23 protein-coding genes are annotated in these 22,102 nt (G+C 64.2%); 17 read left to right on the top strand and 6 right to left on the bottom strand.

Translation table 11 applies throughout. The features are described from left to right. Window positions 1–428: 428 nt before the first annotated feature. Window positions 429–1,013 (top strand): LysE family transporter, encoded by a 585-nt coding sequence (locus tag FJV43_RS10760; protein WP_239626840.1) that lies wholly within the window; start codon window positions 429–431, stop codon window positions 1,011–1,013. Between the two features lie 26 nt (window positions 1,014–1,039). On the opposite strand, the gene FJV43_RS10755 is transcribed toward FJV43_RS10760, so the two are convergent. Further along, entirely contained in the window at window positions 1,040–2,104 is a 1,065-nt protein-coding gene (locus FJV43_RS10755) for a 2-dehydropantoate 2-reductase (RefSeq protein ID WP_239626839.1), read from the bottom strand. 576 nt (window positions 2,105–2,680) lie between these two features. Here FJV43_RS10755 and FJV43_RS10750 point away from each other — a divergent pair. Further along, window positions 2,681–3,922 carry an alpha/beta hydrolase gene (locus FJV43_RS10750; protein ID WP_345946184.1) on the top strand — a complete coding sequence of 414 codons (1,242 nt, stop codon included), beginning with the start codon at window positions 2,681–2,683 and terminating at the stop codon, window positions 3,920–3,922. An 80-nt stretch (window positions 3,923–4,002) separates the two neighbouring features. On the opposite strand, the gene FJV43_RS10745 is transcribed toward FJV43_RS10750, so the two are convergent. After that, entirely contained in the window at window positions 4,003–4,482 is a 480-nt protein-coding gene (locus FJV43_RS10745; protein WP_061877151.1) for a MarR family transcriptional regulator, read from the bottom strand. A 532-nt stretch (window positions 4,483–5,014) separates the two neighbouring features. Between FJV43_RS10745 and FJV43_RS10740 the strand changes: the two genes are divergently transcribed. Continuing rightward, window positions 5,015–6,556, top strand: a complete 1,542-nt coding sequence (locus tag FJV43_RS10740; RefSeq protein WP_239626837.1) for a porin — start codon at window positions 5,015–5,017, stop codon at window positions 6,554–6,556. Between the two features lie 1,114 nt (window positions 6,557–7,670). Here the strand turns inward: FJV43_RS10740 and FJV43_RS10735 are convergent. The 4 genes from FJV43_RS10735 to FJV43_RS10720 all read right to left on the bottom strand — a co-directional run bounded on the left by FJV43_RS10735 (window position 7,671) and on the right by FJV43_RS10720 (window position 12,020). Then, entirely contained in the window at window positions 7,671–8,306 is a 636-nt protein-coding gene (locus tag FJV43_RS10735; RefSeq protein WP_239626836.1) for a MarR family transcriptional regulator, read from the bottom strand. Between the two features lie 810 nt (window positions 8,307–9,116). After that, window positions 9,117–10,457 carry a flagellar protein export ATPase FliI gene (gene fliI, locus FJV43_RS10730; RefSeq protein WP_239626834.1) on the bottom strand — a complete coding sequence of 447 codons (1,341 nt, stop codon included), beginning with the start codon at window positions 10,455–10,457 and terminating at the stop codon, window positions 9,117–9,119. Between the two features lie 42 nt (window positions 10,458–10,499). Beyond that, window positions 10,500–11,228: a flagellar basal-body rod protein FlgF gene (gene flgF, locus FJV43_RS10725; RefSeq protein WP_239626833.1), complete on the bottom strand. Its 729-nt coding sequence runs from the start codon at window positions 11,226–11,228 to the stop codon at window positions 10,500–10,502. 3 nt (window positions 11,229–11,231) lie between these two features. After that, window positions 11,232–12,020, bottom strand: coding sequence for a DUF1217 domain-containing protein (locus FJV43_RS10720; RefSeq protein WP_239626831.1), 789 nt, complete (start codon window positions 12,018–12,020; stop codon window positions 11,232–11,234). A gap of 142 nt (window positions 12,021–12,162) precedes the next feature. Between FJV43_RS10720 and motA the strand changes: the two genes are divergently transcribed. From motA to flgH, 14 genes are all read left to right on the top strand, one after another. Next, window positions 12,163–13,059, top strand: coding sequence for a flagellar motor stator protein MotA (gene motA / locus FJV43_RS10715; protein WP_239626830.1), 897 nt, complete (start codon window positions 12,163–12,165; stop codon window positions 13,057–13,059). Continuing rightward, window positions 13,056–13,997 (top strand): FliM/FliN family flagellar motor switch protein, encoded by a 942-nt coding sequence (locus FJV43_RS10710; protein WP_061877144.1) that lies wholly within the window; start codon window positions 13,056–13,058, stop codon window positions 13,995–13,997. Before motA ends, FJV43_RS10710 begins: the two co-directional genes overlap by 4 nt. Further along, window positions 13,978–14,292: a hypothetical protein gene (locus tag FJV43_RS10705; protein ID WP_035670167.1), complete on the top strand. Its 315-nt coding sequence runs from the start codon at window positions 13,978–13,980 to the stop codon at window positions 14,290–14,292. Before FJV43_RS10710 ends, FJV43_RS10705 begins: the two co-directional genes overlap by 20 nt. Window positions 14,293–14,368: 76 nt before the next feature. After that, window positions 14,369–14,743: a flagellar motor switch protein FliN gene (fliN, locus tag FJV43_RS10700; RefSeq protein ID WP_061877142.1), complete on the top strand. Its 375-nt coding sequence runs from the start codon at window positions 14,369–14,371 to the stop codon at window positions 14,741–14,743. A 2-nt stretch (window positions 14,744–14,745) separates the two neighbouring features. Next, the gene (locus FJV43_RS10695) at window positions 14,746–15,786 is read left to right on the top strand and encodes a flagellar motor switch protein FliG (protein ID WP_035670173.1); all 1,041 of its coding nucleotides are present in this window, start codon (window positions 14,746–14,748) and stop codon (window positions 15,784–15,786) included. A 13-nt stretch (window positions 15,787–15,799) separates the two neighbouring features. Next, entirely contained in the window at window positions 15,800–16,885 is a 1,086-nt protein-coding gene (gene flhB / locus FJV43_RS10690; protein ID WP_239626828.1) for a flagellar biosynthesis protein FlhB, read from the top strand. 65 nt (window positions 16,886–16,950) lie between these two features. After that, window positions 16,951–17,352 carry a flagellar basal body rod protein FlgB gene (flgB, locus tag FJV43_RS10685; RefSeq protein ID WP_239626826.1) on the top strand — a complete coding sequence of 134 codons (402 nt, stop codon included), beginning with the start codon at window positions 16,951–16,953 and terminating at the stop codon, window positions 17,350–17,352. A gap of 11 nt (window positions 17,353–17,363) precedes the next feature. Next, complete coding sequence (gene flgC / locus FJV43_RS10680) at window positions 17,364–17,780, top strand: flagellar basal body rod protein FlgC (RefSeq protein ID WP_239626825.1); 417 nt, start codon at window positions 17,364–17,366, stop codon at window positions 17,778–17,780. Window positions 17,781–17,782: 2 nt separating this feature from the next. Next, complete coding sequence (locus FJV43_RS10675) at window positions 17,783–18,112, top strand: flagellar hook-basal body complex protein FliE (RefSeq protein WP_061877139.1); 330 nt, start codon at window positions 17,783–17,785, stop codon at window positions 18,110–18,112. An 18-nt stretch (window positions 18,113–18,130) separates the two neighbouring features. Continuing rightward, window positions 18,131–18,919: a flagellar basal-body rod protein FlgG gene (flgG, locus tag FJV43_RS10670; protein WP_035670189.1), complete on the top strand. Its 789-nt coding sequence runs from the start codon at window positions 18,131–18,133 to the stop codon at window positions 18,917–18,919. Between the two features lie 13 nt (window positions 18,920–18,932). Next, window positions 18,933–19,409 (top strand): flagellar basal body P-ring formation chaperone FlgA, encoded by a 477-nt coding sequence (gene flgA, locus FJV43_RS10665; RefSeq protein WP_081494926.1) that lies wholly within the window; start codon window positions 18,933–18,935, stop codon window positions 19,407–19,409. Next, the gene (gene flgI / locus FJV43_RS10660; RefSeq protein ID WP_239626823.1) at window positions 19,406–20,536 is read left to right on the top strand and encodes a flagellar basal body P-ring protein FlgI; all 1,131 of its coding nucleotides are present in this window, start codon (window positions 19,406–19,408) and stop codon (window positions 20,534–20,536) included. The genes flgA and flgI overlap by 4 nt, the downstream gene beginning before the upstream one ends. 67 nt (window positions 20,537–20,603) lie before the next feature. Then, a complete protein-coding gene (locus tag FJV43_RS10655) occupies window positions 20,604–21,374 on the top strand; it encodes a MotE family protein (protein WP_239626821.1) in 771 nt (256 codons plus the stop codon). Continuing rightward, window positions 21,375–22,082 carry a flagellar basal body L-ring protein FlgH gene (gene flgH, locus FJV43_RS10650; protein ID WP_239626819.1) on the top strand — a complete coding sequence of 236 codons (708 nt, stop codon included), beginning with the start codon at window positions 21,375–21,377 and terminating at the stop codon, window positions 22,080–22,082. Window positions 22,083–22,102: the final 20 nt, after the last annotated feature.

Raw genomic sequence — 22,102 nt, 5'->3', positions numbered from 1 at the left:
CGATCGCGCCGGAACAAACGGACCGGCTAACAGGTTGCGAAAACCTGACCTAGAAACGTATCTTGCTCATCTCCCCGTGGCGGAGCAAGACGCCGTGCCCGTCCTGCGTGCATGCAACGTTTGCGCGAATGAAGGACCTGCGCGTGTGCGAGCTGATTCCGCGTGGAATCGGCTCGCTTTGCCCACGAAGCGCCGGGTTATGACGAGCGGCATGCGGTCGTCTCACGCAGTCGTGATATCGGCGGTCCGCGCGCAGGCGCGGCCAATCGTGTGGCCGATGAGGCGCAAGAATTGTCGTTGAGTTTGTGCAACACCGGGAACAGCGTCGCGCCGAAGCTGGGCGAGCGGCAATGCAAGAGGCGATCCCGCGCTCGCCACGGAATGACGCAGATCAAGATCCGTGAGCCCCAGGCCTGTTATTTGGCCGTATGACTTTTCTGACCTTCATCACGGCGGCCTATTTCCTGCTGGCGGTGCCGGGGCCGACCAACACCTTGCTCGCGACATCAGGCGCGGGGGCTGGTATCTCGCGCTCCCTTCATCTGCTCGCGGCGGAGCTGTGCGGCTACCTGCTGGCGATCGCAGTGCTGCGGCTGGCGCTTGGTCCCGTCATCAGCGACATCCCGATTGCGGCGGTCGTGCTCCGCGTCGCCGTGACCATCTACATCCTGTGCCTCGCCGTCATGCTCTGGCGCGTCAACACGCGCGAGTTGCGCGAGGGGGCTGCGGTGACGTTCGGCCAGGTGCTGCTGACGACCCTGTTGAACCCGAAAGCGCTGGTCTTCGCGTTCCTGCTCCTGCCCCTTGGGGCCGGGCCGCTTGAAATGTTGCCCTGGCTCGGCGTGATCGCGCTTCAGATCGTCACTGCTGGAGCCGCGTGGATCATTCTGGGCGCAACGCTCGGCCGCGGCGCCCGCCACCTCGGGCATCCCGACCTGATCGCGCGCACCGGCGCGGTCACGCTGGTCGCCGTGACCGGCCTGATCTGGCTTCAATCGTTTCTGATCGCCTGAGCGCCGACGTCGCTGGAAACGGCGCGTTATTGCGCGCCCGATCCACCCTGCACGATCCTCTCGTTCAGCTTCTGGTCCACGGTGTCGACGGTGCGGTCGATCTCGGCGTTCGGGACGCCGAGCTGATGCGAGATCAGTTTCACCAGGAGGTCGACGCGCTCGATGAAGGGCGCGCCGCTCGCGACCGCGCGCGCGGCCGAAGACGGCTTGAGCAGGCTTTCTGCTGCCTTGGCGTATTTCGCGAACGGCACCTGGTCCTGCGGATCGGCGCCGAGCCGGCGGGCGATCGCGTCGACGTGGTCGTAGATCGTCTGCGAGCGCTTGAGATCGCCGTGCACGGCATCGCGGATCGACTGCGGCTCGCTGGGCGTGATGCAGCGGTAATTGCCGGTGAGCAGCATCGACCATTTCGCCAGCGGCACGAACAGCGAGTCGAACACTTTCAGCTTCACCGGCACGTCGTGGCCGTCGAGCGTCACGGCGTCGATGTCGGCTTCGAGCTCGCGCAGCAGCTTGTTGTGCTTCTCGTCGGCAAAGACCGATGCCTTGAAGTTGGTCGGCAGGCCGACATGAAGCACGTTGGCGGCTTCTTCCGGCGGACGGAATGCCTGCGGATCGGGCGAGCACAGCGTCACCAGCCCCGGCTCGAACCGCTCCCACACCTGTGCATTGGTGTAGGCCTCCTCGAGATCCATGTCGGCGAGTGCCGGAATCCGCTTCAGATAGGGCAGCGGCGGCATGTTCATGATCGACAGGCACGGCAGTTTCGCCGCGGCGATCTTGACCATGAGAACGCGCACCGTGTGGTTGGTGTATTGCGGCTCCTGCATCGCAAGTCCGACCAGATCGTAACGGGAGAGGTCGACATTGGCCGGCGTGACCGCATCGAGCTTGCCGGGCAGGTCGCGCGAGAAGATCGCACGGTGCACCGCCTCGTCGCGCAACTTGATGCGCACCTCGGTACCATCCCGATTGATCAGCTCCGCGGTCTTGGCGCGGCAGACCAGGGTTACGTTATGCCCTGCCATCAGCAGCTTCGTGCCCAGCAGCGAGCCGTAAGAAGCCCCCAGAATCAATATGTTGCGCGCCATGCTCCGTCCCTTTGAATGTGTGCAATTTTCAGCCCTGCCCTTTCTCTGCGGGCGAGTTGGCGGCATGTAAGGCGAACTGCGGGAAGTTGGCAACTGGGATAATGCATACAAGGAGGCGCCACTGCCCCCGAGGCCGAGGCTCGGACCTTGTTCCTTCAAGGCGATTGAGCTTCCCGGATTGGGTTGGCGTTGCGGCTATTCCACTCCCTCGCGGGCGCGACCGTCGTCGTCACGCGCCCTTCGCGAACGACTGTCACAATGGAAGATCTTGGCGTCTTCCTGCGGGCTTGGCACACGATGGTAGTGCGCTGCACCCTTCACCACATCGTGCTTTCACAATCGGGGCTTACACAGGCATGTCTCTTGTGTCGGCACGAATGGTTTTGACTCGCCGATCGCAACAAGAAACGACAAAGCCCGCTGCGTAAACCTCGTAGGTTGCGTGGCGCTAGACTGTGGATCAGCGACGGAGCTGAAACGTGACGATTGGGGTGAGCCGGCCGGGATTTTGTGCCCAAGCCCGCTCGTTTGGAATGCGGATCGCTTCGCGCAGCAGCTTTGCTGCGCGGCGTCGAGATGGCGACGAAGACCATCACCGAGTCAGGCAGCGTTGTGGGGCGCAGACGCAATCAGGCGCGCCCGCGATCGGGCGTGTGTGGCCCCGCGCAGAGCACGACGCCGGCGAGTCTGGACGCAGGTCCGCGCAATCGTTGGCGGCGGCGTTCGGGGGCCGACATGGAAGGTGAAACTTCGCCTCACCGTTCGTGCGACGGCGCCGGACGAAATCTGGCTCATTTGCGGGATCGAGCCTCCCAGTTTTTCGAAAGCCTGTCCGTCATGGAGCTTGCGCACGAGTCGCACCGGCATCTGTGGATTTCGGACTGGTTGAGCGTGGCCGACGACTACCGGACATTGGCCGAATCTGCGCGCGAGACGCGTTCGGCTCAGATTGCCGGGGAAGCGTGGCTGTGCTCGCTGACGGCCCTCGAAGTCGTCAGAAGTCTGAGTAGTCCGGGAGATGTCGAGAGTGCCGACCTCGCAGACGAGGTCGTCACCGGCCTGAGAGGCCTCGAGACAGAGGCTGGTCTGCCGATCGAGCGCGTCAAGATCGACTGCTTCGATCAAGGCGCCCTGGCTGGCTTCTTCCTGCCCGCGCTTCGTCGCGGCTCTGCCGCGCCGGCGGTGATCTGCGTCAGCGACGACGATGCCACCCTGGGCTCGATGATGAGCAGGCTGTTGCCCGCCTCGCTCTGCGGGACCATGTCGCTGCTGCTCGTTGACTCCGGCAATTCGACCGTTCATCGCTCCTTCAAGCCGGAGCACAGGCTTCAGTTCTGGTTGGACTACCTGGAAGCCCGCCCCGATGTCGACCCGCGGCGGATCGGTATCTACGGCGAAGGGGCGGGCGCCGCTCATGCCTCCCGCCTTGCGCTCTCGGATCGCAGGATCGCGGCCGCCGTGTGCGACGGCGGGCTTGTGAGGCCGGTCATGTGCCAGGCGTCACTTCGCTGGATGACCGGCTTCGGGCAGGCCGTCCCTGACGAGGTCTCGAGAGAGGCAATGCTGCCGCCGCGTCGAGTCCCGTGCCCGCTGCTCATGGTCGTCGGGAGTCGCTCCATGGTGTGGGAGCAGGATGCTCTCGAGCTGCAAGCCGACTACCGGCGGATTGGAGCCGATTGCTCGGTCGTCGTGCCCAACAACTTCCCGCACCCGCTCGGCGAGGTCGAGAATTTCGTCGCCGTTGACGACTTCATTGTCGAGTGGCTCGACAGCAAGCTTGGAACTGCCCGCAAGCTCGACCCGGTGACCCACCTCTAGCCTGGTCCGGCGGAATTGCAGGTCCCCGCGGCGCGACGACAGCAGCGTCCGGCTTGCATTCTGCGCCCGGCATCGGCCGATCAGGACGCGTCGATAGCCAGCAATCGCGCAGCCAGCCGGGCGTTCTTGGCGATCATTGCGAGCGAAGCGTTCAATTCAGCCAAGGTCTTTTCGTCCAAATCGTTGAACATCGTCGAATTCAGGGCGAGCTTTCGCTTCGATAATTTCTCGATCTCGGTCGTCGCCTTCGCCGTGAGCGACATCAGGACGAAGCGGGCATCGTCCGCCGCCGGTCGTCGTGACAGAAAGCCGCCTTTTTCGAGGGTCTTGGTTTGGTTGGTCACGAAAGCCGGGTGGACCCGCAGCTTGTTGGCGATGTCGATCCCGGCGACGCCGCGCCCCTCGTCCAGTTCGGTGATCGCCATCAGGATCAGCCATTGCGGCTGGGTAATGCCCAGCAGTCCGGCCCAGCTGGTGTGAATGTTCTCCAGCTGCGAGTGAATTTCGACGACGTTCCAGACGAAGTCCATGATCGCCCTGTCGAGTTTCTTCTCGATCATCCAGCTGCCCCATTCTGCTCTGATCGTTCTTCTTGTTGTGCCCTGGAGCAGTGTTTTAGCCGGATATTGCGGAGCCGTCTCGGACTTCGCGTAAAGATGGAACGGTAGACACCGCATCGCAAAAACAAACCAGCGCTTCGATGCTTGCAAAAAACAATTAATTAGATTACGTCTCTTCGCACTCAGAATTTGCTGCTCTTGACCGTTGCGATAGGCAGCGATGTGAGACCTCCAAGAAAGCCCTCGGGATGCCCCCTGGGGGCTTTTTCTTTTATTTCAAGCCGTTTCTTAGGTGCGTTGGGGCCGCCTGTTGCGCTCGGGCAACATCCCCAATGGAAGTTTCAATTCACTGGATCAATAAATTGAGGCAATGAATTTTATAAACTATACGTGAGGTACGACGGAGGGGGGGCACCTCGCTGTCGTTTCAGTCCGGACCTTCAGTGCGGATCTGAATTGAACGGAAATTAAAGTGGGTAAAGCGGCCTCCGCCGAGGAGCCGAGCCCCCTGAACCGACGTGGAGGTTTACCAATGAAGTTGACGAAGACGCTCTTTCTCGGCTCGGCAGCCGGCCTGATGGCCGTCTCCGGTGCGTTCGCAGCCGATCTTCCCGTGAAGGCCAAGGCCGTCGAATACGTGAAGATCTGCTCGCTGTACGGCGCCGGCTTCTACTACATCCCGGGCACCGACACCTGCATCAAGCTGGGTGGTTACCTGCGCGCCGAAGTCGCGTTCAACACCAACAGCAACTACGGCATCTCGAACGGCGCTCCGGCCGGTGCACACAACCGTCTGAGCAACTACTACTCGATGCGCGCTCGTCAGGATCTCAACATCGACACGCGCACCGCGACCGAATATGGCGTCGTCCGCACCTACTTCGACGCGGTCTTCACCTGGACGACCGGTGGCTACGTCGGCACCGGCTCGGGTACGGGCACGACCGGTTACACAGCCACGACGGCTGGTACCACCACCATCAACTCGACCGACGGCGGCACCTCGGGCGGTTCGCTCGGCGTGTACTACGCCTTTATCCAGTTCGCCGGCTTCACCATGGGTAAGGCCGTGTCGCAGTTCGACGCGCCCTGGACCAACTATCCCGGCAACAACATCGACAGCCTCGTCGGCGGCAGCGGCACGGTCACTGGTGTCAACCAGTTCACCTACACCGCTGACTTCGGTCAGGGCATCACGGCAGCCTTCTCGGCCGAAGATGCGACGGCCTACTACCAGGCCGGCAACCTCAACTTGAACGGCGCGACCGCCGCTGGCATGGTTGGCGGTTCGTATGGCTCGAATGCCATTGGCGGCTCGCGTTCGCCGAACCTCGTCGGTATGGTCCGTGTCGACCAGGCTTGGGGTCTGTTCCAGGCGTCGGTTGCCGCGCATGACAACCACGTCGCCTATTACGGCGCGACCGAGACCTCTGGCCACCCCGACGACAAGTGGGGTTGGGCGGTTCAGCTCGCTCTGTCGATCAAGAACATCCCGACCGGCGCGGGTGACACGATCAACATCCAGGGCGTCTACACCGACGGTGCGACCCGCTACAACTTCCAGAACCTGGCGGGCAGCTCCTACCAGATGTACGGCAGCTCGGGCAATGCGTACCAGAGCGTCGGCTTCGCCAATGCTCCGGATACGGTGTTCGTGACCGGCGGCTCGCAGGAGACCGTCAAGACCTGGGGCTTCCGTGGTGCTTACACCCACAACTGGGATCCCTACTGGAACACCGCGCTCTACGGTGCTTACGCTCAGGCCCAGTTCGGCACGCTCGCCAAGACCACGCTCTGCGGCGCCAACGGTGCAGGCGGCGTGTTCGGCGGTCTCGCCGGTGTCACGGGTTGTAACCCTGACTTCGCCGTCGGCCAGATCGGTATCATCACCCGCTGGACCCCGGTCAAGAACCTCACCTTCTCGGGCGACTTCAACTGGACCCGTCTCGACCAGAAGTACTCGGGCACTGCCGTGCTCAGCCCGGCTGCCAACACGGCCAAGCCGACTGCTGTGTACGAGCTGAAGGACCAGGACAGCTTCACGCTGCTGCTCCGCGCCCAGCGCAACTGGTAAGATCTGTCGAAGCATTTCGACGAGCACCCGGCGGGAAACCGCCGGGTGCTTTTTTGTTGTACGGTATGCGCCATGAAACTGGATCGGTTGTCCGATCGTGCGCTGCGAACATCCGGTCGTCCGCGCCTGAGACGCGATTGTCGGATGGCGTTGCGCGCCATCCGGGGGCAAGGGGCTTTGCTGTGTCGCCCTCTGTCAACCCGGTGTCGCGAAAATATTTCGCTTTACCGAAATTCGGATTTATCGTATGTGTCGCCCATCCCGGCTCATCCTTGAGGGGCGATCGTGTGGTCGTCATTGTCGCGAGCCGGGCTTGCGGTGGACGCGGCAGCGTCGGGCGCGAGTTGCCGGGGCAGGGCGGATTGCTCTCCGTGAGCCCTGAGGCTTCGCGCGGACGAACGGCGCTGTCAGGTTCGTCTCGTCTGTAAGTTTCCAGCTCCGTCGACAGGGCCGGGAAAACTGCGGCGAAATGGCGGGCCGTGCGTACGGCAAAACCGTGTGGTCCTGGCCGTCGTTGCTACGGTCAAGCTCTTGCGGAGGCGGCAGTCGCGTCAACCGGCGCGGTGCCGGTGAATTTCGCGAGAGCCAGGGAGGCCAGAACGAACTCGGCTCCCGGGAGAGCACGGCATAAGCCGTCCGACCATCGCGCAGGGAAGGCCGTGTGTTGGGCTTCACCTGTATGCTGCTGTGCGGTTCTTCCTGCGTGTGCATTTCGCGCAGCGGACCGCGGGTGCCGGCCGGCACCCGGCCTTCCCTGTGCCCTCTTGGCTCAAGAGGGTGGAGCGACGAGCAAAGCTCGGGCGGGTTCAGCCGCGAGAACGCGGAGGCATGTCTTGCAAGTTGAAATGCGTGTTGGGACTGCGATGACGCCTGTGCTCCGCAATTGCGAGTTGGAACCAGGCTTGAGGAGCAGACGCGCGCTGAATGAAACTTTGGAATCCCTCCAGGGAAACACACCGGATTTGCTTCGCTGCGCTCGCAATGCCGACGTGCTCGCGGGAGGGACACGTGCGCATCTCGAAGAGATTCTTCCGCTGCGAGATCTTCCGCAAGCATCTTCCGCAAGTCTTGGGTCGTCATCCCAGGCTGTACGGCTGCGGTCGAGCCGTCCGCCTCACCCCCGGCTCGCCGCGCGCGCGGGGTCGAGATGCTGCTCGATCTTGGGGCGGTCGCGCGTGCGCTCGAAACTGGTGCAGAGCAGCTCGGTCTCCTCGAGGGAGACCGGCGCACGATAGAGCCGGCACATGAATTCGGCGGTTGCACGTCCCTTGCCGGTGCCCGGACCGCGCTCTGCGAGAAACATGCAGTCCCGGCAGATACTGGCATTGAGCCGCTGATGGGCAGCATCGAGGTGATTAAGGATCTCGCGGAGAGAGTCGCGCAACCTGATGCACTCGTCGGTCCCGAGCGAAGTGACCGCATTCACCACGTGATTGATCGGGTCGTGCTGGCTCAGGCATTTCTCGCCCTGGGCGGTGACGTGCAGGACGACAGAACGCTTGTCCTCATGCGACGGCTTTCGCACCAGAAAGGACTTGCCCTCCAGAGTCTTCACGATCTGCGATGCAGTCGCTCGGGTGGCGCCGATGAAGCCGGCCAGCGCGGACGGGGTGCGCGAAAACCTGTTGGCGCGGCCGAGAAAGCGCAGCGCCATCCACTCCCGATCGCGCAATCCATGCTGATCGCCTTCGAAATACCAAGCCCTCGCCGCCTGAACCAGCAGCTCGACGGCTTCTCGCGCCAACGGCATGGAATCTACCTCGTCCCCGGAACTTTGTCTGCGGCGCCCCGGAGCCGCTCTGCGCCCTGAGTGTGCGACGAGCCTGTCGTGCCGAACTCTCGTTCAAAGGCACGGACCACAACGCGCCGCACCTTGGCCGTTGCGGAACGCGTCGTCCGGAACGAGAGGCTGCGTCGATGGCATGCCAGCAGCGTCGTCGTCGCGCGGGAGCCCGGGTTGCCGTCACCGGCAGACGGTGGATCGGAGTGGTTCAACCGAAGCCCCCAAAAGTTCAAGTCACAGGCAGACGTTTCTTATACTCGAGCGAAACGATGAATGAGCTTCTCAACAAAATCAAGTCAAGACGCTCGCTGAGACTGGATGTCGTCGTAAGCGACTGTAACGTTCAAGACAATCGCGCTCTTCGGGACACATGATGGTGAACGCAATGCGCTACTCGACGAGCAACATGCGCCCGACTTTGCGAGCGGCTGATTGCGCGGCATGTTGTTGTCTGTCGTCGACGCAAATTGACCGAAGCTTGTGCACGACGATGATGTGTGTCGGCACGTCATCCACAACTTGTGCGTTCCGGCGGAGAATCGCCCAAGGGAACTCACAGGAATTACACGTGGCGGTTGTCGTCGCCGTGCTCGCAGAATCGTCGCGCTCGATCGCTTGCACCGCGGCGGCGCGCGGTGCTCACCCGAATGGTGACGGGCTCATGACCGAAATCGGTGACGGATACGGGAACGCATGCGCCGGAAGCGTAACACCATGCGCAATCTCCTGTCGAAAACCACGACCAGGACGGGCGGCAGGCGCCTCTCATACGCCGCCTCACCCTTCCGTTCGCTGGTCGCCCTTGAGCATGTCCCGGAGCTCGCGGAACGGATCGGCGCTCGGCGGAGCCGAAGCGCCCTGCCGCATCGCGTTGTAGATTCTCGGAACCATGTCGACCGCCTGATCGAGACCCGAATCACGTCCCGACTGATATCCGCCCATCAAGCGAAGATCGCGCGTGTCCTCGTATTGCGCGATCATGGCGCGCAGCTTGCTCACCAATTCGCGCTCCTCGGGGTCCCAGACGTTATGGGCGAGGCGTGAGACCGACGCCAGAACATCGACGGCCGGATAGCGCGCCTGGTCGGCGATGTGCCTGGAGAGCACGATGTGCCCATCAAGCGTGCTGCGGATGGTGTCGGCGATCGGCTCGTTGTGATCGTCGCCGTCGACCAGCACGGAGAAAATCCCGGTAATCGTGCCGGATCCCTCCTCGCCTGGACCGGCGCGCTCCAGGAGGCGCGGCAAATCGGTGAAGACCGTCGGCGCGTAGCCGCGCGCGACCGCGGGCTCCCCGGCGGCGAGCGCGACCTCGCGAGCGGCGTGGGCGAAACGGGTGATCGAATCGACCATGAGCAGGACTGATTCGCCGCGATCGCGGAAATATTCGGCGACCGCCATGGCCGTCTTCGGCGCCAGCCGCCGCATCATCGGGCTTTCGTCCCCGGTCGACACGATGGTGACTGCGCGGAGACGGTCGCTGCCCAGCACGTCCTCGATGAACTCGCGCACCTCGCGGCCGCGCTCGCCGACCAGGGCCAGCACGACGGTGTCGAAGCCCTGGCTGCGGGCGAGCATCGCAAGCAGCGTCGATTTGCCGACGCCGGAGCCGGCGAAGATGCCGACGCGCTGGCCGGCGCAGATCGGCGAAAACAGGTCGATGACGCGCACGCCGGTGCGCAGCGGCTTGTGCACGCGAGCGCGCTTCATGGCCGACGGTGCCTCCGCTTCCGCCGAGACCGCCTGGGGGCCCTGGATGAGGGGGCCCTGTCCGTCCAGCGGTGCGCCGAGAGCGTTGATGACGCGGCCCTTCCAGCTCGGATCGGGCGCGAAGGACAGAGGCGGCATCCGGTAGGCGACCGAGCCGAGCCCGCCGGCAAATTGGCGGTCAAACGGCTTGGCAACGATGCCGTCGCTGTCGATCCGCACCACCTCGCCGATCTGGCGCTTTCCGGCCGAATTGACGCCGATGAGCTCGCCGAGCCTGACGAAGCGCGACAGGCCGGAGACGCGGAAATGCGTCGGCGCGATCTCGGAGATCGCGCCGCTGACGCTTGCCAGGGGAGTGCTCTGCTGAAGCTCCAGCAGCGCCCACTCGAGTTGCCGAAGAGCGTTCAAGGAAACCGTCCAACCTCAATCTCAACGCGCGCGAGGCGCAGTCTACTTGCCGGGTTCGCCGAGTGTCCGGATCGCGTTCTGGAGCGAGCTCTCGGTGCCCTCGATCATCGAATTGGTGCCGTCGAAGGCGCGCGAGGCCGCGATCAGCTTGGTCAATTCCATCATGGGATTGGCCCCGGAGCCCTCGACATAGCCCTGCTTGAAGCCGTCGCGCGAGAAATCGGCGATGGCGGTCGCGGGCCGGTCGGGCGTCACGCCGGAATTGCCGTAGCGTTCGAGATTGGCATCAGCGGGGATGTTGAACAGGCCGATGGTGCCGATCTCGTTGTTGTCCTGGGTGATCGCGCCGCTGCGCGCGATCGAGATCGGTCCGCCGTTCGGGTCCAGCGTGATCTGCGCGCCGCCGGAATCGACGACTGGGAAGCCGCTCACGGTCTGAAGATCGCCGTTGGGAGCGATCTGGAGGCGGCCGTCGCGCGTGTAGACCGTGCCGTTCGGACCGGCGAAGGCGATCCAGCCCTGTCCGACCACGGCGACGTCGAGCGGGTTGCCGCTCTCGGTGATGCTGCCCATCTCGCGGGAGATGATGTTGTCGCCGGGCGAGGAGAACGCCACCGGCGTCGGGCCCGCCTTGGAGAGCACGGTCTCGAACTTCACCACGTCGGTGCGGAACGCCGCCGTGTTGACGTTGGCGACGTTGTTGGCGATCGTCTGGAGGCGCTTTTCGAGGGCGACCTGCGCCGACAATCCCACATAGAGAGCCGATTGCATGGCTTACCTGTTGAACTTGATGTTCTGAAGTGTCGCGAGCAGGTTGGTATCCATGCTGATCGACGTCGCGGCGCCGGCGATCAGGACCAGCGCGGGGTTGGTCGAGGTGTCGTTCTGGGCCTGGGTCGCGTCCCACATCGCCGCAAAGCGCTGCACGAACTTGGTGACCTTGGCCGGGTCCTGGAAATCGGCGAGATCGATCTTGCTCGCGATCAGCTTGGCCTGCGCGTCGATGTCGGCCGAGCTGATCGTCGACGGCAGGCCGAGCGCGGTCTGAACCACCTGCGTCAACGCCTTGTCGGCGAGGATCTGGTAGGGGGTCGTGATCGTGGAAGCCTTGCGGGTGAAATACAGCGCCAGGCGCAAGCCTTCGTTCTGATTGCCGGCCTTCTCTTCCATCGTCTGCGTGACGTATTGGGTCGCGGTGCCGGTCGTGGCTGCGGCGGCCTGCGTTGCCTTGTCGCCGAGGGCAGCGAAATTGAACGCGGTCGCGAATTGCCGGTAGCGGGTGTCGGTCAGCTTGTTGGCGAAGGCGTCCTTGCTCGCAACGCCCTCGGTCAGCACCTTGCGCATGAACGCCTTGGCATAGGTCATGTCGCTGAGGCCGTAGGCCTTCATGGCGTAGGAATAGAGACGATAGTCCTTCAGGAAATCGTCGATGGTCTTCACGTTGCCGATATGGCTGAGGAAGTAGTCGGTCTCGCGGCTGACGTCCGGTTGCTGTGCGACCTGCGTCAGCGACTTGCCCATGTCCTTGGTCAGTCGGGTGTAGTCCGCGATGGTGGATAGCATGACGCGCGCCCCTCTGGCCGCTGTTGCGGCTTCGCCTCAAACTGCCGCGAATTGCTTGCGCGAGGCTGGCGACGAAGAAGCCAGCCTCGCGCAAGCGTGGCCGACTAGATATTCCCGATGGGATCGGCGATGGAGCGGCGCGTTGGGCAGTTTCGTGGGGATTTTCATCACGGTAGCGGCACTGCTCGGCGGCTTTGCAGCCATGGGCGGGCATCTGGCCGTGCTCATGCAGCCGTGGGAATTCGTGATCATCGTGGGCACGGCGGTCGGCACCTTCATCGTGGCCAATCCTTGGAAGACGGTCGTGGACACCGGCGTTGCCTGCATGCAGGCCATCACCGGCGCGGTGCCGGGGCAGCGCTATTATCTCGACCTGCTCGGGGCCCTGCATGCCCTGATGCGTGAGCTGCGGGGCAAGGGCCGCAACGAGGTCGAGGCGCATATCGACGATCCCTCGTCCTCCGAGATCTTCAAGGCGTTTCCGAGCGTGCTCGGCGATCCTTCGCTGCTCCAGTTCATCTGCGACTACGTCCGCCTCATCATCATGGGCAACGCGCGCACCCACGAGATCGAGGCGCTGATGGACGAGGAGATCCATACCATCGTGAAAGGCAAGCTGGCGCCCTATCATGCGCTGGTGACGGTGTCCGAGGCGCTGCCGGCGCTCGGTATCGTCGCCGCCGTGCTCGGCGTCATCAAGGCCATGGGCGCGCTCGACCAATCGCCGAAGCTGCTGGGCGGCTTCATCGGCGCTGCCCTGGTCGGCACCTTCGCCGGCATCTTCCTGTCCTATGGCGTGCTTTCGCCCTTCGCGATCAAGATCAAGATGACGCGCGAGAAGAAGTGCCGTCCCTACATCATCGTCAAGCAGACGCTGCTGGCGTTCATGAACGGCGCCATGCCGCAGATCGCGGTCGAGCACGGCCGCAAGATGATCGCAAGCACGGAGCGGCCGTCGATCGACGTCGTCGAGAACGAGACCATCGCAGGTCCCAAGCCGGTCGTGGCCGAAGCCGAACCCAAGGCGGCGCGCGCATGATGATGGAAGACGCCGAAGTGGATCAGCGCAAGCAGCTGCCGAACTACCTGCTGGACGCAGCCGGCATATCGATCGATCGTATGCCGATGCTCAATGTGATCTTCGATCGCATGGCGGCATCGTGCACCGACAGTCTCCAGCCGATGGCTGGAACACCCTGCTATTTCTCGGTCAACGGCATCACCAACGACCGCGTCGGCGACATCATCAAGGACTACGAGGCCAACGCGGTCGCGGCGGTGCTCTATGCCGAGCAGTGGGACTCCCGCATCATCATCATGCTCGATCGTGACTTCGTGTTCACGATGGTCGAGGCGATGTTCGGCTCCGACGGCGCCGAGCCGCCGCTCGACGTCGAGCGCTCTTTCTCCAACATCGAGCTCCGCCTGGTGCAGGCACTGTTCGAGCGGTTCGCCAAGGCGCTGCAATCCGCCTTCGCCGGCACTTCGAACGTCACCTTTCGCGTGGAGCGGGTCGAGACGGCGATGGCTTCGCTGGCGATCGGGCGAAGCGGCAACATGTCGATCTGCGCGAACATCATGCTGCAGGCGCTCTATCGCGGCGGCCAGATGTTCCTCATCATTCCTCACTCCGCGCTCAATCCGCTCCGGCAGAAGCTTGCTCATGTCGTGGTCAGCGACGGTCGCGCGGCCGACCCACGCTGGCGCGAGCAGATGGAGAGCGAGGTCCACCGGACCGAGGTGACGCTCAGCGCGGTGCTCGACGAGAAGACGGTGTCTCTCGGCGACGTCGTGAAGTTCCAGGTCGGGCAGGTGCTCGAGCTTGAGGCCACGCCGCGCACGCTGGCCCGTCTCGAAAGCAACAATCAGGTGCTGTTCTGGTGTCAGATCGGCCAGCTTGACGGCTATTACGCCATGCAGGTGGCAGATCCGGTCGACCAGAAACGGGAGTTCGTCGATGATATCCTATCTCGTTGATGCCGTGCTGCTGATCGCGCTCGCCTTCACCAGCATGCGGGTGACAAGGATGCACCGCGAGCTGGCGCGGCTGCGCAGCTATCAGGGCGAATTCTCGACCATCGTGCACGAGACGGCGGGCGCCTTCGACACGGTCATCACGGCGGCGCACGATTCCACCGCAAATCTCGGACGGCTCGCCAACGTGCTGAGCACGAAGATCGATCAGGCCCACGAGGCGATCGCGGCGCTCGATGCCAGAAGCGGCCTCGCACCGGCCGCGACCGCAGGCGGCGCCGACTTGAACAAGCATTGAAGCCGAAGCCGGCAGGACGACTACGATCGGAACGCCACGGCGCTCCGGCAGCGGACATACCAAGAGGCGATACCAGATGGCGCAATCCTTCGACTATGAATCTGCACCCGCATCGGCAGAAGCCGAAACGTCTCCTCTTGAGCGGCTGGCGGAGATCGCCCAGCGCACGGCCGAGGAGACCGGCAAGTTCGCCAATATCGACGCCATCCTGCGGATTCCCGTCACCATGCAAGTGGTGCTCGGCTCGGCGACCATTCCGGTGGCGAACCTGATGAAGCTCGGCCGCGGCGCCGTGGTTCCGCTCGATCACCGGGTCGGAGAGCCCGTCGACGTCGTCGTCAACGGCCGCATCGTCGCCCGCGGCGAGGTGGTCGTCGTCGAAGAGGACAATTCCCGCTTCGGCGTCTCGCTCACGGAGATCGTTGGTCCGCTGGGCCAGGGTGATACCTGATCATGGCGGCACCGGTCGGCATCGCGCCAGCCAAGCAGCGAGGTGTTACCACGCTGGGCGGCACGGAAAAGGTTGCCGCGCTCCTGCTGGCGATGGGCCGGCAGGCGGCGGCGAGCGTGCTGCAGCAGTTCGAGCCGCAGGAGATCCGCATCGTTACGAAGGCGGCGGCGGAGCTGCGGCCGATCACCGCGCAGGAGCTCGAGGGAATCGTCGAGGAGTTCGCCCAGCAGTTCTCGATGGGCGCGAACATCCTCGGCACCCTCGGCGGCCTGGAAGCCGTGCTCGGCGACGTGCTTCCGGCCGACCAGGTCTCGCAGATCATGTCGGATCTGCTCGGCAATTCGAGCCGGTCGGTGTGGGACCGCGTCTCGTCGGTGTCTGAGAACTCGCTCGCGAGCTATCTGTCCAAGGAGCATCCGCAGACGGCGGCGCTGATCCTCTCCAAGGTCAAGCCAGCCTGCGCCGCCAAGGTGATGAGCCAGCTGCCCTCGAGCCTGCGCAACGAACTGATGCGGCGCGTTCTGAGCCTCAAGCCGATCGTCGACGATGCCATGCGCATCATCGAGAAGACGCTGCACGAAGACCTGACGCTGAACTTCGCCCGCAACCTCGGTGCCGACACCTACGCCCGCGTCGCCGACATCATCAACAAGATGGAACGCGGTCATATCGAGGACATGCTGAAGAGCCTGTCGGAGAAGCGGCCGAAGTCGGCCGAAGTGCTGAAGGAGCTGCTGTTCACCTTCGACGACGTGGTCAACCTGACGCCGAAGGCGCGCACCATGATCTTCGACCAGGTGCCGACCGATCGCATCGTCGTCGCGCTGAAGGGCACCGACAAGCATTTCCGCGAGCTGATCCTGTCCTCGGTCGCCTCGCGCGTCCGCCGCGTGGTCGAGCACGAGCTCGCCATCGGCGAGCCGTCGAACCAGCGCGACGTGCTGGAGGCGCGACGCGTGATCACCGATCTTGCGCTCGAGCTGGCGGAGAAGGGCGAAATCGAGCTCAACCCCGAGCAGGAGGATGAGCTGGTCTTCCGCTGACCGCTGAACGGGCATGGCAGAAACATCCGATCCGGAGAGCAAGACAGAAGAGCCGACCGAGAAGAAAGTCCGTGATGCGCTCGAGCAGGGCAAGATTCCGGTCTCTCGGGAGGCCTCCATATTCGCCTCGATGGCCGCGCTGATGGTGATCCAGGCCTTCCTGATCGGCCAGGGCGTGCAGCAATTGACGCCGACGCTGAAGAGCCTCCTCGACGATCCCGAGGGCTTCCCGCTCAGCACGGGCGCAGACGCGCAGAACCTGCTCACCGTGGTCGGACTTCAGGCGCTCCGGTTCCTGGTGCCGCTGGTCGTCATCCTGGTGGTGTTCGGGCTCGCCGCTTCGCTGCTGCAAAACGCCCCGCGCGTGGTGCTCGCGCGCATCAAGCCGGACTTGAACCGGATCTCCCCGATCAGCGGGTGGAGCCGGTTGTTCGGGACGCAGGGCCTGATCGAGTTCGCCAAGTCGCTGTTCAAGCTTGGCGCGGTGAGCGCCGTCGTCGCCTTCGTACTGCGCTCGTCCGAAGCGAGGGCGTTCGAGGCGATGTACACCGATCCGGTCGCGCTGCCGGAGATGATTCTCAACATCGCGATGCGGATCGTCTCGGCGATCTGCATCGCGACCATCGTCCTGGTGGCGATCGATCTCGCCTGGGCGCGCTTTCACTGGCGGCGCGAGCTGCGCATGACCAAGCAGGAGATCAAGGACGAGCACAAGCAGGCGGAAGGCGATCCGCTGATCAAGGCGCGCCTGCGCTCGCTGGCGCGCGACCGTTCGCGCCAGCGCATGATCGCCTCGGCCTCGCGCGCGACGCTGGTGATCGCGAACCCGACGCATTTCGCGATCGCGCTGCGCTACAAGCGCGAGGAAAATGCCGCGCCGCTCGTCGTGGCCAAGGGCATGGACGTGATCGCGCTGAAGATCCGCGAGGTTGCCGAGCAGAACCGAATCCCCGTCATCGAGAACAAGGCGCTGGCGCGCGCGCTCTACGAGGCGGTCCAGGTCGATCAGGTGATTCCGGCTGAATTCTTCCGACCCGTCGCCGAGATCATCTACTTCCTCCAATCCAAGCAGACGCCGCGGCCGGAGAAGGTCCAGTAGAATTTCGGAGGATGGCGTCTGCCTCATCAGCCTGACGAAAGCTTGACGCCCTAAGCTTCTCTCGAATGGACCAGAATGGGGCTGTCGTGGGACCGCTTTATCTCTTCGAACTCGCATCGTCGCAGGCGCGGTACCTCGAACTCCGCCAGTCGACCATCGCCGCGAACGTCGCCAACGCCAACACGCCGGGCTTTCGGGCGCGCGACGTCGAGCCGTTCAACAAGGTGCTCGACGGCATGCCGGTCAGGCTTGCGACGACGTCGCCGTCGCACATGCAATTGTCCGCAACCGAGACCGACACGCGGGCGACCGCGAAGAAGGACAGCTGGGAGGTGGTTCACTCCGGCAACTCCGTCAGCCTCGAGCAGGAAATGATCAAGGGCAGCGACGTCAATCGCGACTATTCGATGAACTCGGCGATCGTGCGGTCGTTCCACCGCATGGTTCTGTCGAGCGCAAAAGCCTGAGGTGAACTGACATGCTGGACTCACTGCAATCTTCGTTGACGGTCGCGAGCTCCGGGCTCGAAGCGCAGTCGACGCGCATGCGCATCGTCTCGGAGAATCTCGCGAACGCCACCTCGACCGGGCGCATTGCCGGCGCCGATCCGTATCAGCGCAAGACCATCACCTTCGATGCCGCGATGGACCGGGCCTCGGGCGCGCAGCTCGCGAAGGTCAAGGAGATCGGGGTCGACACCACGCCGTATCGCGTGGAGTACGATCCGGGACATCCCGCTGCCGACAAGGCCGGCTACGTCAAGCTGCCGAACGTCAACATGATGATCGAAATGGCCGACATGCGGGAAGTCAACCGGTCCTATGAAGCCAATCTCCAGGTCGTCAAGCAGGTGAGATCCATGCTCGGCATGACCATCGATCTTCTGAGGAACTGACAATGCTAGAGGCGATTTCATCCACGGCGATATCCGCTGGCCAGGCGGCGACCCGCGCGACCGAGACGCAGGCCGTCTCGCCCGCGGCGACCACGGCGATCCAGACCGGTGACGATTTCGGCTTCGAATCCGTGATGAAGCAGGTGACGACCGACGCGATCGGGACGCTGAAGGCGGGTGAGGCGGCGTCGATCTCGGCGATGCAGGGCAAGGAATCGACGCGTCGCGTCGTGGAGGCGCTGATGTCAGCCGAGCAGGCCCTGCAGACGGCGGTCGCGGTTCGCGACAAGGTCGTGCAGGCCTACCAAGAAGTCGTTCGGATGTCGATCTGATCTGAAGGAATGAAATAAGTGAAATCGCTCGCCATTGCGGCCACGGGCATGAACGCCCAGCAGACCAACATCGAAGTCATCGCGAACAACATCGCCAACATCAACTCGACCTCGTACAAGCGGGCGCGCGCGGAGTTCACCGATCTGTTCTACCAGATGGACCGCATGCAGGGCGTGGCCAACGTCAACGGCTCCTCGCCGATTCCGGAAGGCGCCAATCTCGGCCTCGGCGTCAAGTCGGCGGCGATCCGCAAGCTGCACATCCAGGGCGCGCTGACCCAGACCGGCAACCCCTACGACCTCGCGATCAACGGTCGCGGCTGGTTTCAGGTGCTCGGCCCCAACAACGAGGTGCAGTACACCCGCGCGGGCTCGTTCAACACCAATGCCAACGCTCAGCTCGTCACGATCGACGGCTATCTCCTGGATCCCGCGATCACCGTGCCGCAGGGAACGGTCGAGGTCACGGTCAACGCCACCGGCCAGGTGTTTGCCAAGCTGGATACGGAAGTGAACCCGCGGCAGATCGGTCAGCTCAACCTCGCCAACTTCGCCAATGAAGCGGGCCTGGAGCCGCTGGGCGGAAATCTCTATCGCGAGACCACGGCGTCCGGCACGCCGGTCGTCGGGCTGCCCGGCGATGCCGGCTACGGCAAGATCAACCAGAAATGGCTCGAAGCCTCCAACGTCGATCCGGTCAAGGAAATCACCGAGTTGATCTCGGCGCAGCGCGCCTATGAAATGAATGCCAAGGTCATCCAGGCCTCGGATGAAATGGCCCAGACGGTCTCGAAGGGCATGCGCTAGTTCCGGTGTCTCGATGTTGAACAGGGTGGGCCTGATCATGCGCGGGTTGGCCGCCGTGCTGCTGGTTCTCGTCGCGGCGCGCGGCGCTGCGGCCGAGGAGAAGCGGCTTCCCGTGCCGGCCGTCTCGATCCGCGCCGGCGAGCTGATCCGGGAGGAGATGATCACCGAACGCGCCTTCGCGCCGAGCCTGCTCGGCGTCGCCATGTTCATCGAGGGCCGTCAGGTCCTGGTCGGCCGCATGGCGCGGCGCGCTCTGTTTCCGGGCCAGCCCATTCCGACCAATGCGGTGGAAGACCCCTGGACCGTCGCCCGCGGCGCCACGGTCAAGGTCGTGGTCGAAGACAGCGGCCTGTCCATCGTCACCTACGGTTCGGCGATGCAGTCGGGTGCGGCCGGCGCGCTCATCCCGGTACGCAATACGGATACCGGGGTGATCATCAGGGGCGTCGTCCAGCCGGACGGCACCGTCAAGGTCGTGGACGGGTCATGACAAGACTCCTGCTTGCGTTCGTCCTGCTCATGTCGGTCGCCGGCGCCCAGGCCGCCGTCCGCGTCAAGGACATTGCGGACATCAAGGGTTTGCGCGAGAACCAGATCGTCGGTTACGGCCTCGTCATCGGCCTGAACGGCACCGGCGACACGCTTCGCAACGCGCCGTTCACGGAACAGTCCCTGCAATCGATGCTCGAGAACATGGGCATCAATGTCAGGAACGAGACCACGAGCACCAACAATCCCCCGCGTCCGACGACGCTGCGCACGCGCAACGTCGCGGCGGTGATGGTGACCGCGGACCTGCCGCCATCGATCGGGCCCGGCGAGCGCATGGACGTCACCGTGTCGTCGCTCGGCGATGCGACGTCGCTGCTCGGCGGCACACTGGTCATGACGTCGCTGCGCGCCGCGGACGGCGCCGTCTATGCGGTGGCGCAGGGCGCGATCACGGTGGCCGGCTACAGCGTCGGAGGCCAGGCGCAGAACGTCAGCCAGGGTACGCCGACGGCCGGGCGCATCCCGAACGGTGCACTGGTCGAGCGCGAGGTGCAGGGAAGTCTCCGCGAGATGGAGTTCCTGGTGCTGGAGCTGAAGAACCCCGACTTCGTCACCGCGACGCGCATCCTCGACGCCATCAACCGATACGCCGGCGGACGCTACCGTGCGCAGATCGCCTTCGAGCGCGACTACCGCACCATCGTGCTGTCGAAGCCGCGTCACATTGGCCCTGTCCGTTTCCTGGCCGAGATCGGCGAACTGACGGTCGAGCCGGATACGCCGGCGCGGGTCGTGATCAACGAGCGCACCGGCACGGTAGTGATCGGGCGCGACGTGAGGATATCGACCGTTGCCGTCACCCACGGCAATCTGACGGTTCGTGTCACGGAGATGCCGGTCGTGTCGCAGCCGGCGCCGTTCTCGCGAGGGCAGACGGTGGTCGTCCCGCAGACGGTGGTCGAGGCCAACGAGGCGGGAGCGCAGGTGGCGATCCTGAGCGGGGTCGACCTCCAGCGCCTGGTGCGCGGGCTGAACCAGATCGGCCTGAAGCCATCGGGGATCATCGCGATCCTCCAGGCGATCAAGACGGCAGGCGCGCTCCAGGCCGACGTCATCGTGCAATGATGCATAAGCGTCGTGCAAGCTTGGTCGCTCAATGCTCAAGTCTCGACCGAGAATCGCACGCGGCCCGATGCTGAAGCTGGATCACAAAGCCAAACTCCTCCTGCTGGCCGCGGCCTCAATGCTCGCGAGCGCATCGCCCGTGCTGGCGCTGGACGAGGCGAGGCCGTCGAGGCCGCTCAACCTGCTCTCCTTCGCGCGCGCCCGCGCGGCGGGACCGCAGAAGCCGCAGGTGCCGGCCGCCCCGAATTCCGGCGAGAGTGCTTCGATCCGGGCGACGGCATGGGCGGCCGAAGAGTCAGGACCCGCGGTCACCGGGGCGATGCCGGCTTCCGAGACCCCGACACCCGCGCCTGCGCCCGCACCGGTCCGTCCGGCCAAGCCCGGCAGCGTCGCGGCGCCGCCGAAGCCTGCGCCGCCGCAGGCTGCGCCGGCCCCTGACAACGAGATCGCCCTGTTCTGCAGCAACGTCGCCGATCCCGCCGTCGACGCAAGGCTGGCCTGGCAGCTCAGGGAGCTGGAGAAGGCCGAGAGTCAACTGCGCGAGCGCATTGCCGAGGTCGAGGCCAAGCGCGCCGAATACGAGAAGTGGATGGCGCTGCGCGACGACTTCCTGAAGAAGGCCGAGGCGAGCATGGTCGAGATCTATTCGCGCATGAAGCCCGAGGCCGCGGCGACCCAGATCGCCGGCATGAGCGACGAGACCGCCGCCGCGGTGCTCGCCAAGCTCAGCCCGAGGAACTCGAGCGCGATCTTCAATGAGATGGATACGGCTCGCGCGGCCCACCTCGCCGACCTGCTCGGCGGTATGCGTCGCGTGGACGACGGAAAGACCAAATAGATGAACAAGCCGATCCTCATCCCTTCGCTTCTGCTGGCGTCCGTGGTCCTGGCGGGATGCTTCCATGATCCGGCCGAAGTCCTGACCGGTCCGCAAATGTCGCCCGTCGGCAGCGGCCTGAGGATGCAGGCCGATCCGATCCCGGTGACGCCGCGCATGCGCACGCCTGTCAGCTATCGTTCGACCTGGGACGACGGCACCGATCTCTACCGCGATCCCCGGGCCCGGCGCACCGGTGACGTCGTGACGGTGATCATCTCGATGCAGGACAAGGCCAAGCTCGACAACAAGACCGACCGTTCCCGCGATTCCCAGGTCAAGTTCGGGCTCGACTGGCTGATGGACGTCGCAGGCTGGAGCGACACCGGCCAAGCCAACGCCAACCTCAACACCAATACCCAGATCAAGGGCAACGGCCAGATCGATCGCACCGAGGACATCAAGCTGTCGATCGCGGCCATCGTCACCGACGTGCTGCCGAACGGCAACATGATGATCAGCGGCTCGCAGGAATTTCGCGTCAACACGGAGATGCGCGTGCTCAACGTCGGCGGCATCGTACGTCCGCGCGACATCTCGCGAACCAACACGATCTCCTACGACAAGATCGCCGAGGCGCGCGTATCCTATGGCGGGCGCGGAAATCTGTCGGACGTGCAGCAGCCTGGATGGGGACACCGGATCTATGATGCCGTGGCACCATTCTGAGGCTTGCGGACGGGTCGCGC

The organism is Bradyrhizobium sp. I71 (assembly GCF_022354745.1).
GTDB classification, from domain to species: Bacteria; Pseudomonadota; Alphaproteobacteria; order Rhizobiales; family Xanthobacteraceae; genus Bradyrhizobium; species Bradyrhizobium liaoningense.
The sequence above is the reverse complement of the archived record's forward strand: the minus strand, read 5'-3'. Positions and strand labels throughout refer to the sequence as shown.

Bases quoted from the DNA above. Each gene is read 5' to 3' on its own strand.
- FJV43_RS10760 (WP_239626840.1), top strand. From the start codon at position 429: ATGACTTTTCTGACCTTCATCACGGCGGCCTATTTCCTGCTGGCGGTG.
- FJV43_RS10755 (WP_239626839.1), bottom strand. From the start codon at position 2,104: ATGGCGCGCAACATATTGATTCTGGGGGCTTCTTACGGCTCGCTGCTG.
- FJV43_RS10750 (WP_345946184.1), top strand. From the start codon at position 2,681: ATGGCGACGAAGACCATCACCGAGTCAGGCAGCGTTGTGGGGCGCAGA.
- FJV43_RS10745 (WP_061877151.1), bottom strand. From the start codon at position 4,482: ATGATCGAGAAGAAACTCGACAGGGCGATCATGGACTTCGTCTGGAAC.
- FJV43_RS10740 (WP_239626837.1), top strand. From the start codon at position 5,015: ATGAAGTTGACGAAGACGCTCTTTCTCGGCTCGGCAGCCGGCCTGATG.
- FJV43_RS10735 (WP_239626836.1), bottom strand. From the start codon at position 8,306: ATGCCGTTGGCGCGAGAAGCCGTCGAGCTGCTGGTTCAGGCGGCGAGG.
- flgF (WP_239626833.1), bottom strand. From the start codon at position 11,228: ATGCAATCGGCTCTCTATGTGGGATTGTCGGCGCAGGTCGCCCTCGAA.
- FJV43_RS10720 (WP_239626831.1), bottom strand. From the start codon at position 12,020: ATGCTATCCACCATCGCGGACTACACCCGACTGACCAAGGACATGGGC.
- FJV43_RS10710 (WP_061877144.1), top strand. From the start codon at position 13,056: ATGATGATGGAAGACGCCGAAGTGGATCAGCGCAAGCAGCTGCCGAAC.
- FJV43_RS10705 (WP_035670167.1), top strand. From the start codon at position 13,978: ATGATATCCTATCTCGTTGATGCCGTGCTGCTGATCGCGCTCGCCTTC.
- fliN (WP_061877142.1), top strand. From the start codon at position 14,369: ATGGCGCAATCCTTCGACTATGAATCTGCACCCGCATCGGCAGAAGCC.
- FJV43_RS10695 (WP_035670173.1), top strand. From the start codon at position 14,746: ATGGCGGCACCGGTCGGCATCGCGCCAGCCAAGCAGCGAGGTGTTACC.
- flhB (WP_239626828.1), top strand. From the start codon at position 15,800: ATGGCAGAAACATCCGATCCGGAGAGCAAGACAGAAGAGCCGACCGAG.
- flgB (WP_239626826.1), top strand. From the start codon at position 16,951: ATGGACCAGAATGGGGCTGTCGTGGGACCGCTTTATCTCTTCGAACTC.
- flgC (WP_239626825.1), top strand. From the start codon at position 17,364: ATGCTGGACTCACTGCAATCTTCGTTGACGGTCGCGAGCTCCGGGCTC.
- FJV43_RS10675 (WP_061877139.1), top strand. From the start codon at position 17,783: ATGCTAGAGGCGATTTCATCCACGGCGATATCCGCTGGCCAGGCGGCG.
- flgA (WP_081494926.1), top strand. From the start codon at position 18,933: ATGTTGAACAGGGTGGGCCTGATCATGCGCGGGTTGGCCGCCGTGCTG.
- flgI (WP_239626823.1), top strand. From the start codon at position 19,406: ATGACAAGACTCCTGCTTGCGTTCGTCCTGCTCATGTCGGTCGCCGGC.
- FJV43_RS10655 (WP_239626821.1), top strand. From the start codon at position 20,604: ATGCTGAAGCTGGATCACAAAGCCAAACTCCTCCTGCTGGCCGCGGCC.
- flgH (WP_239626819.1), top strand. From the start codon at position 21,375: ATGAACAAGCCGATCCTCATCCCTTCGCTTCTGCTGGCGTCCGTGGTC.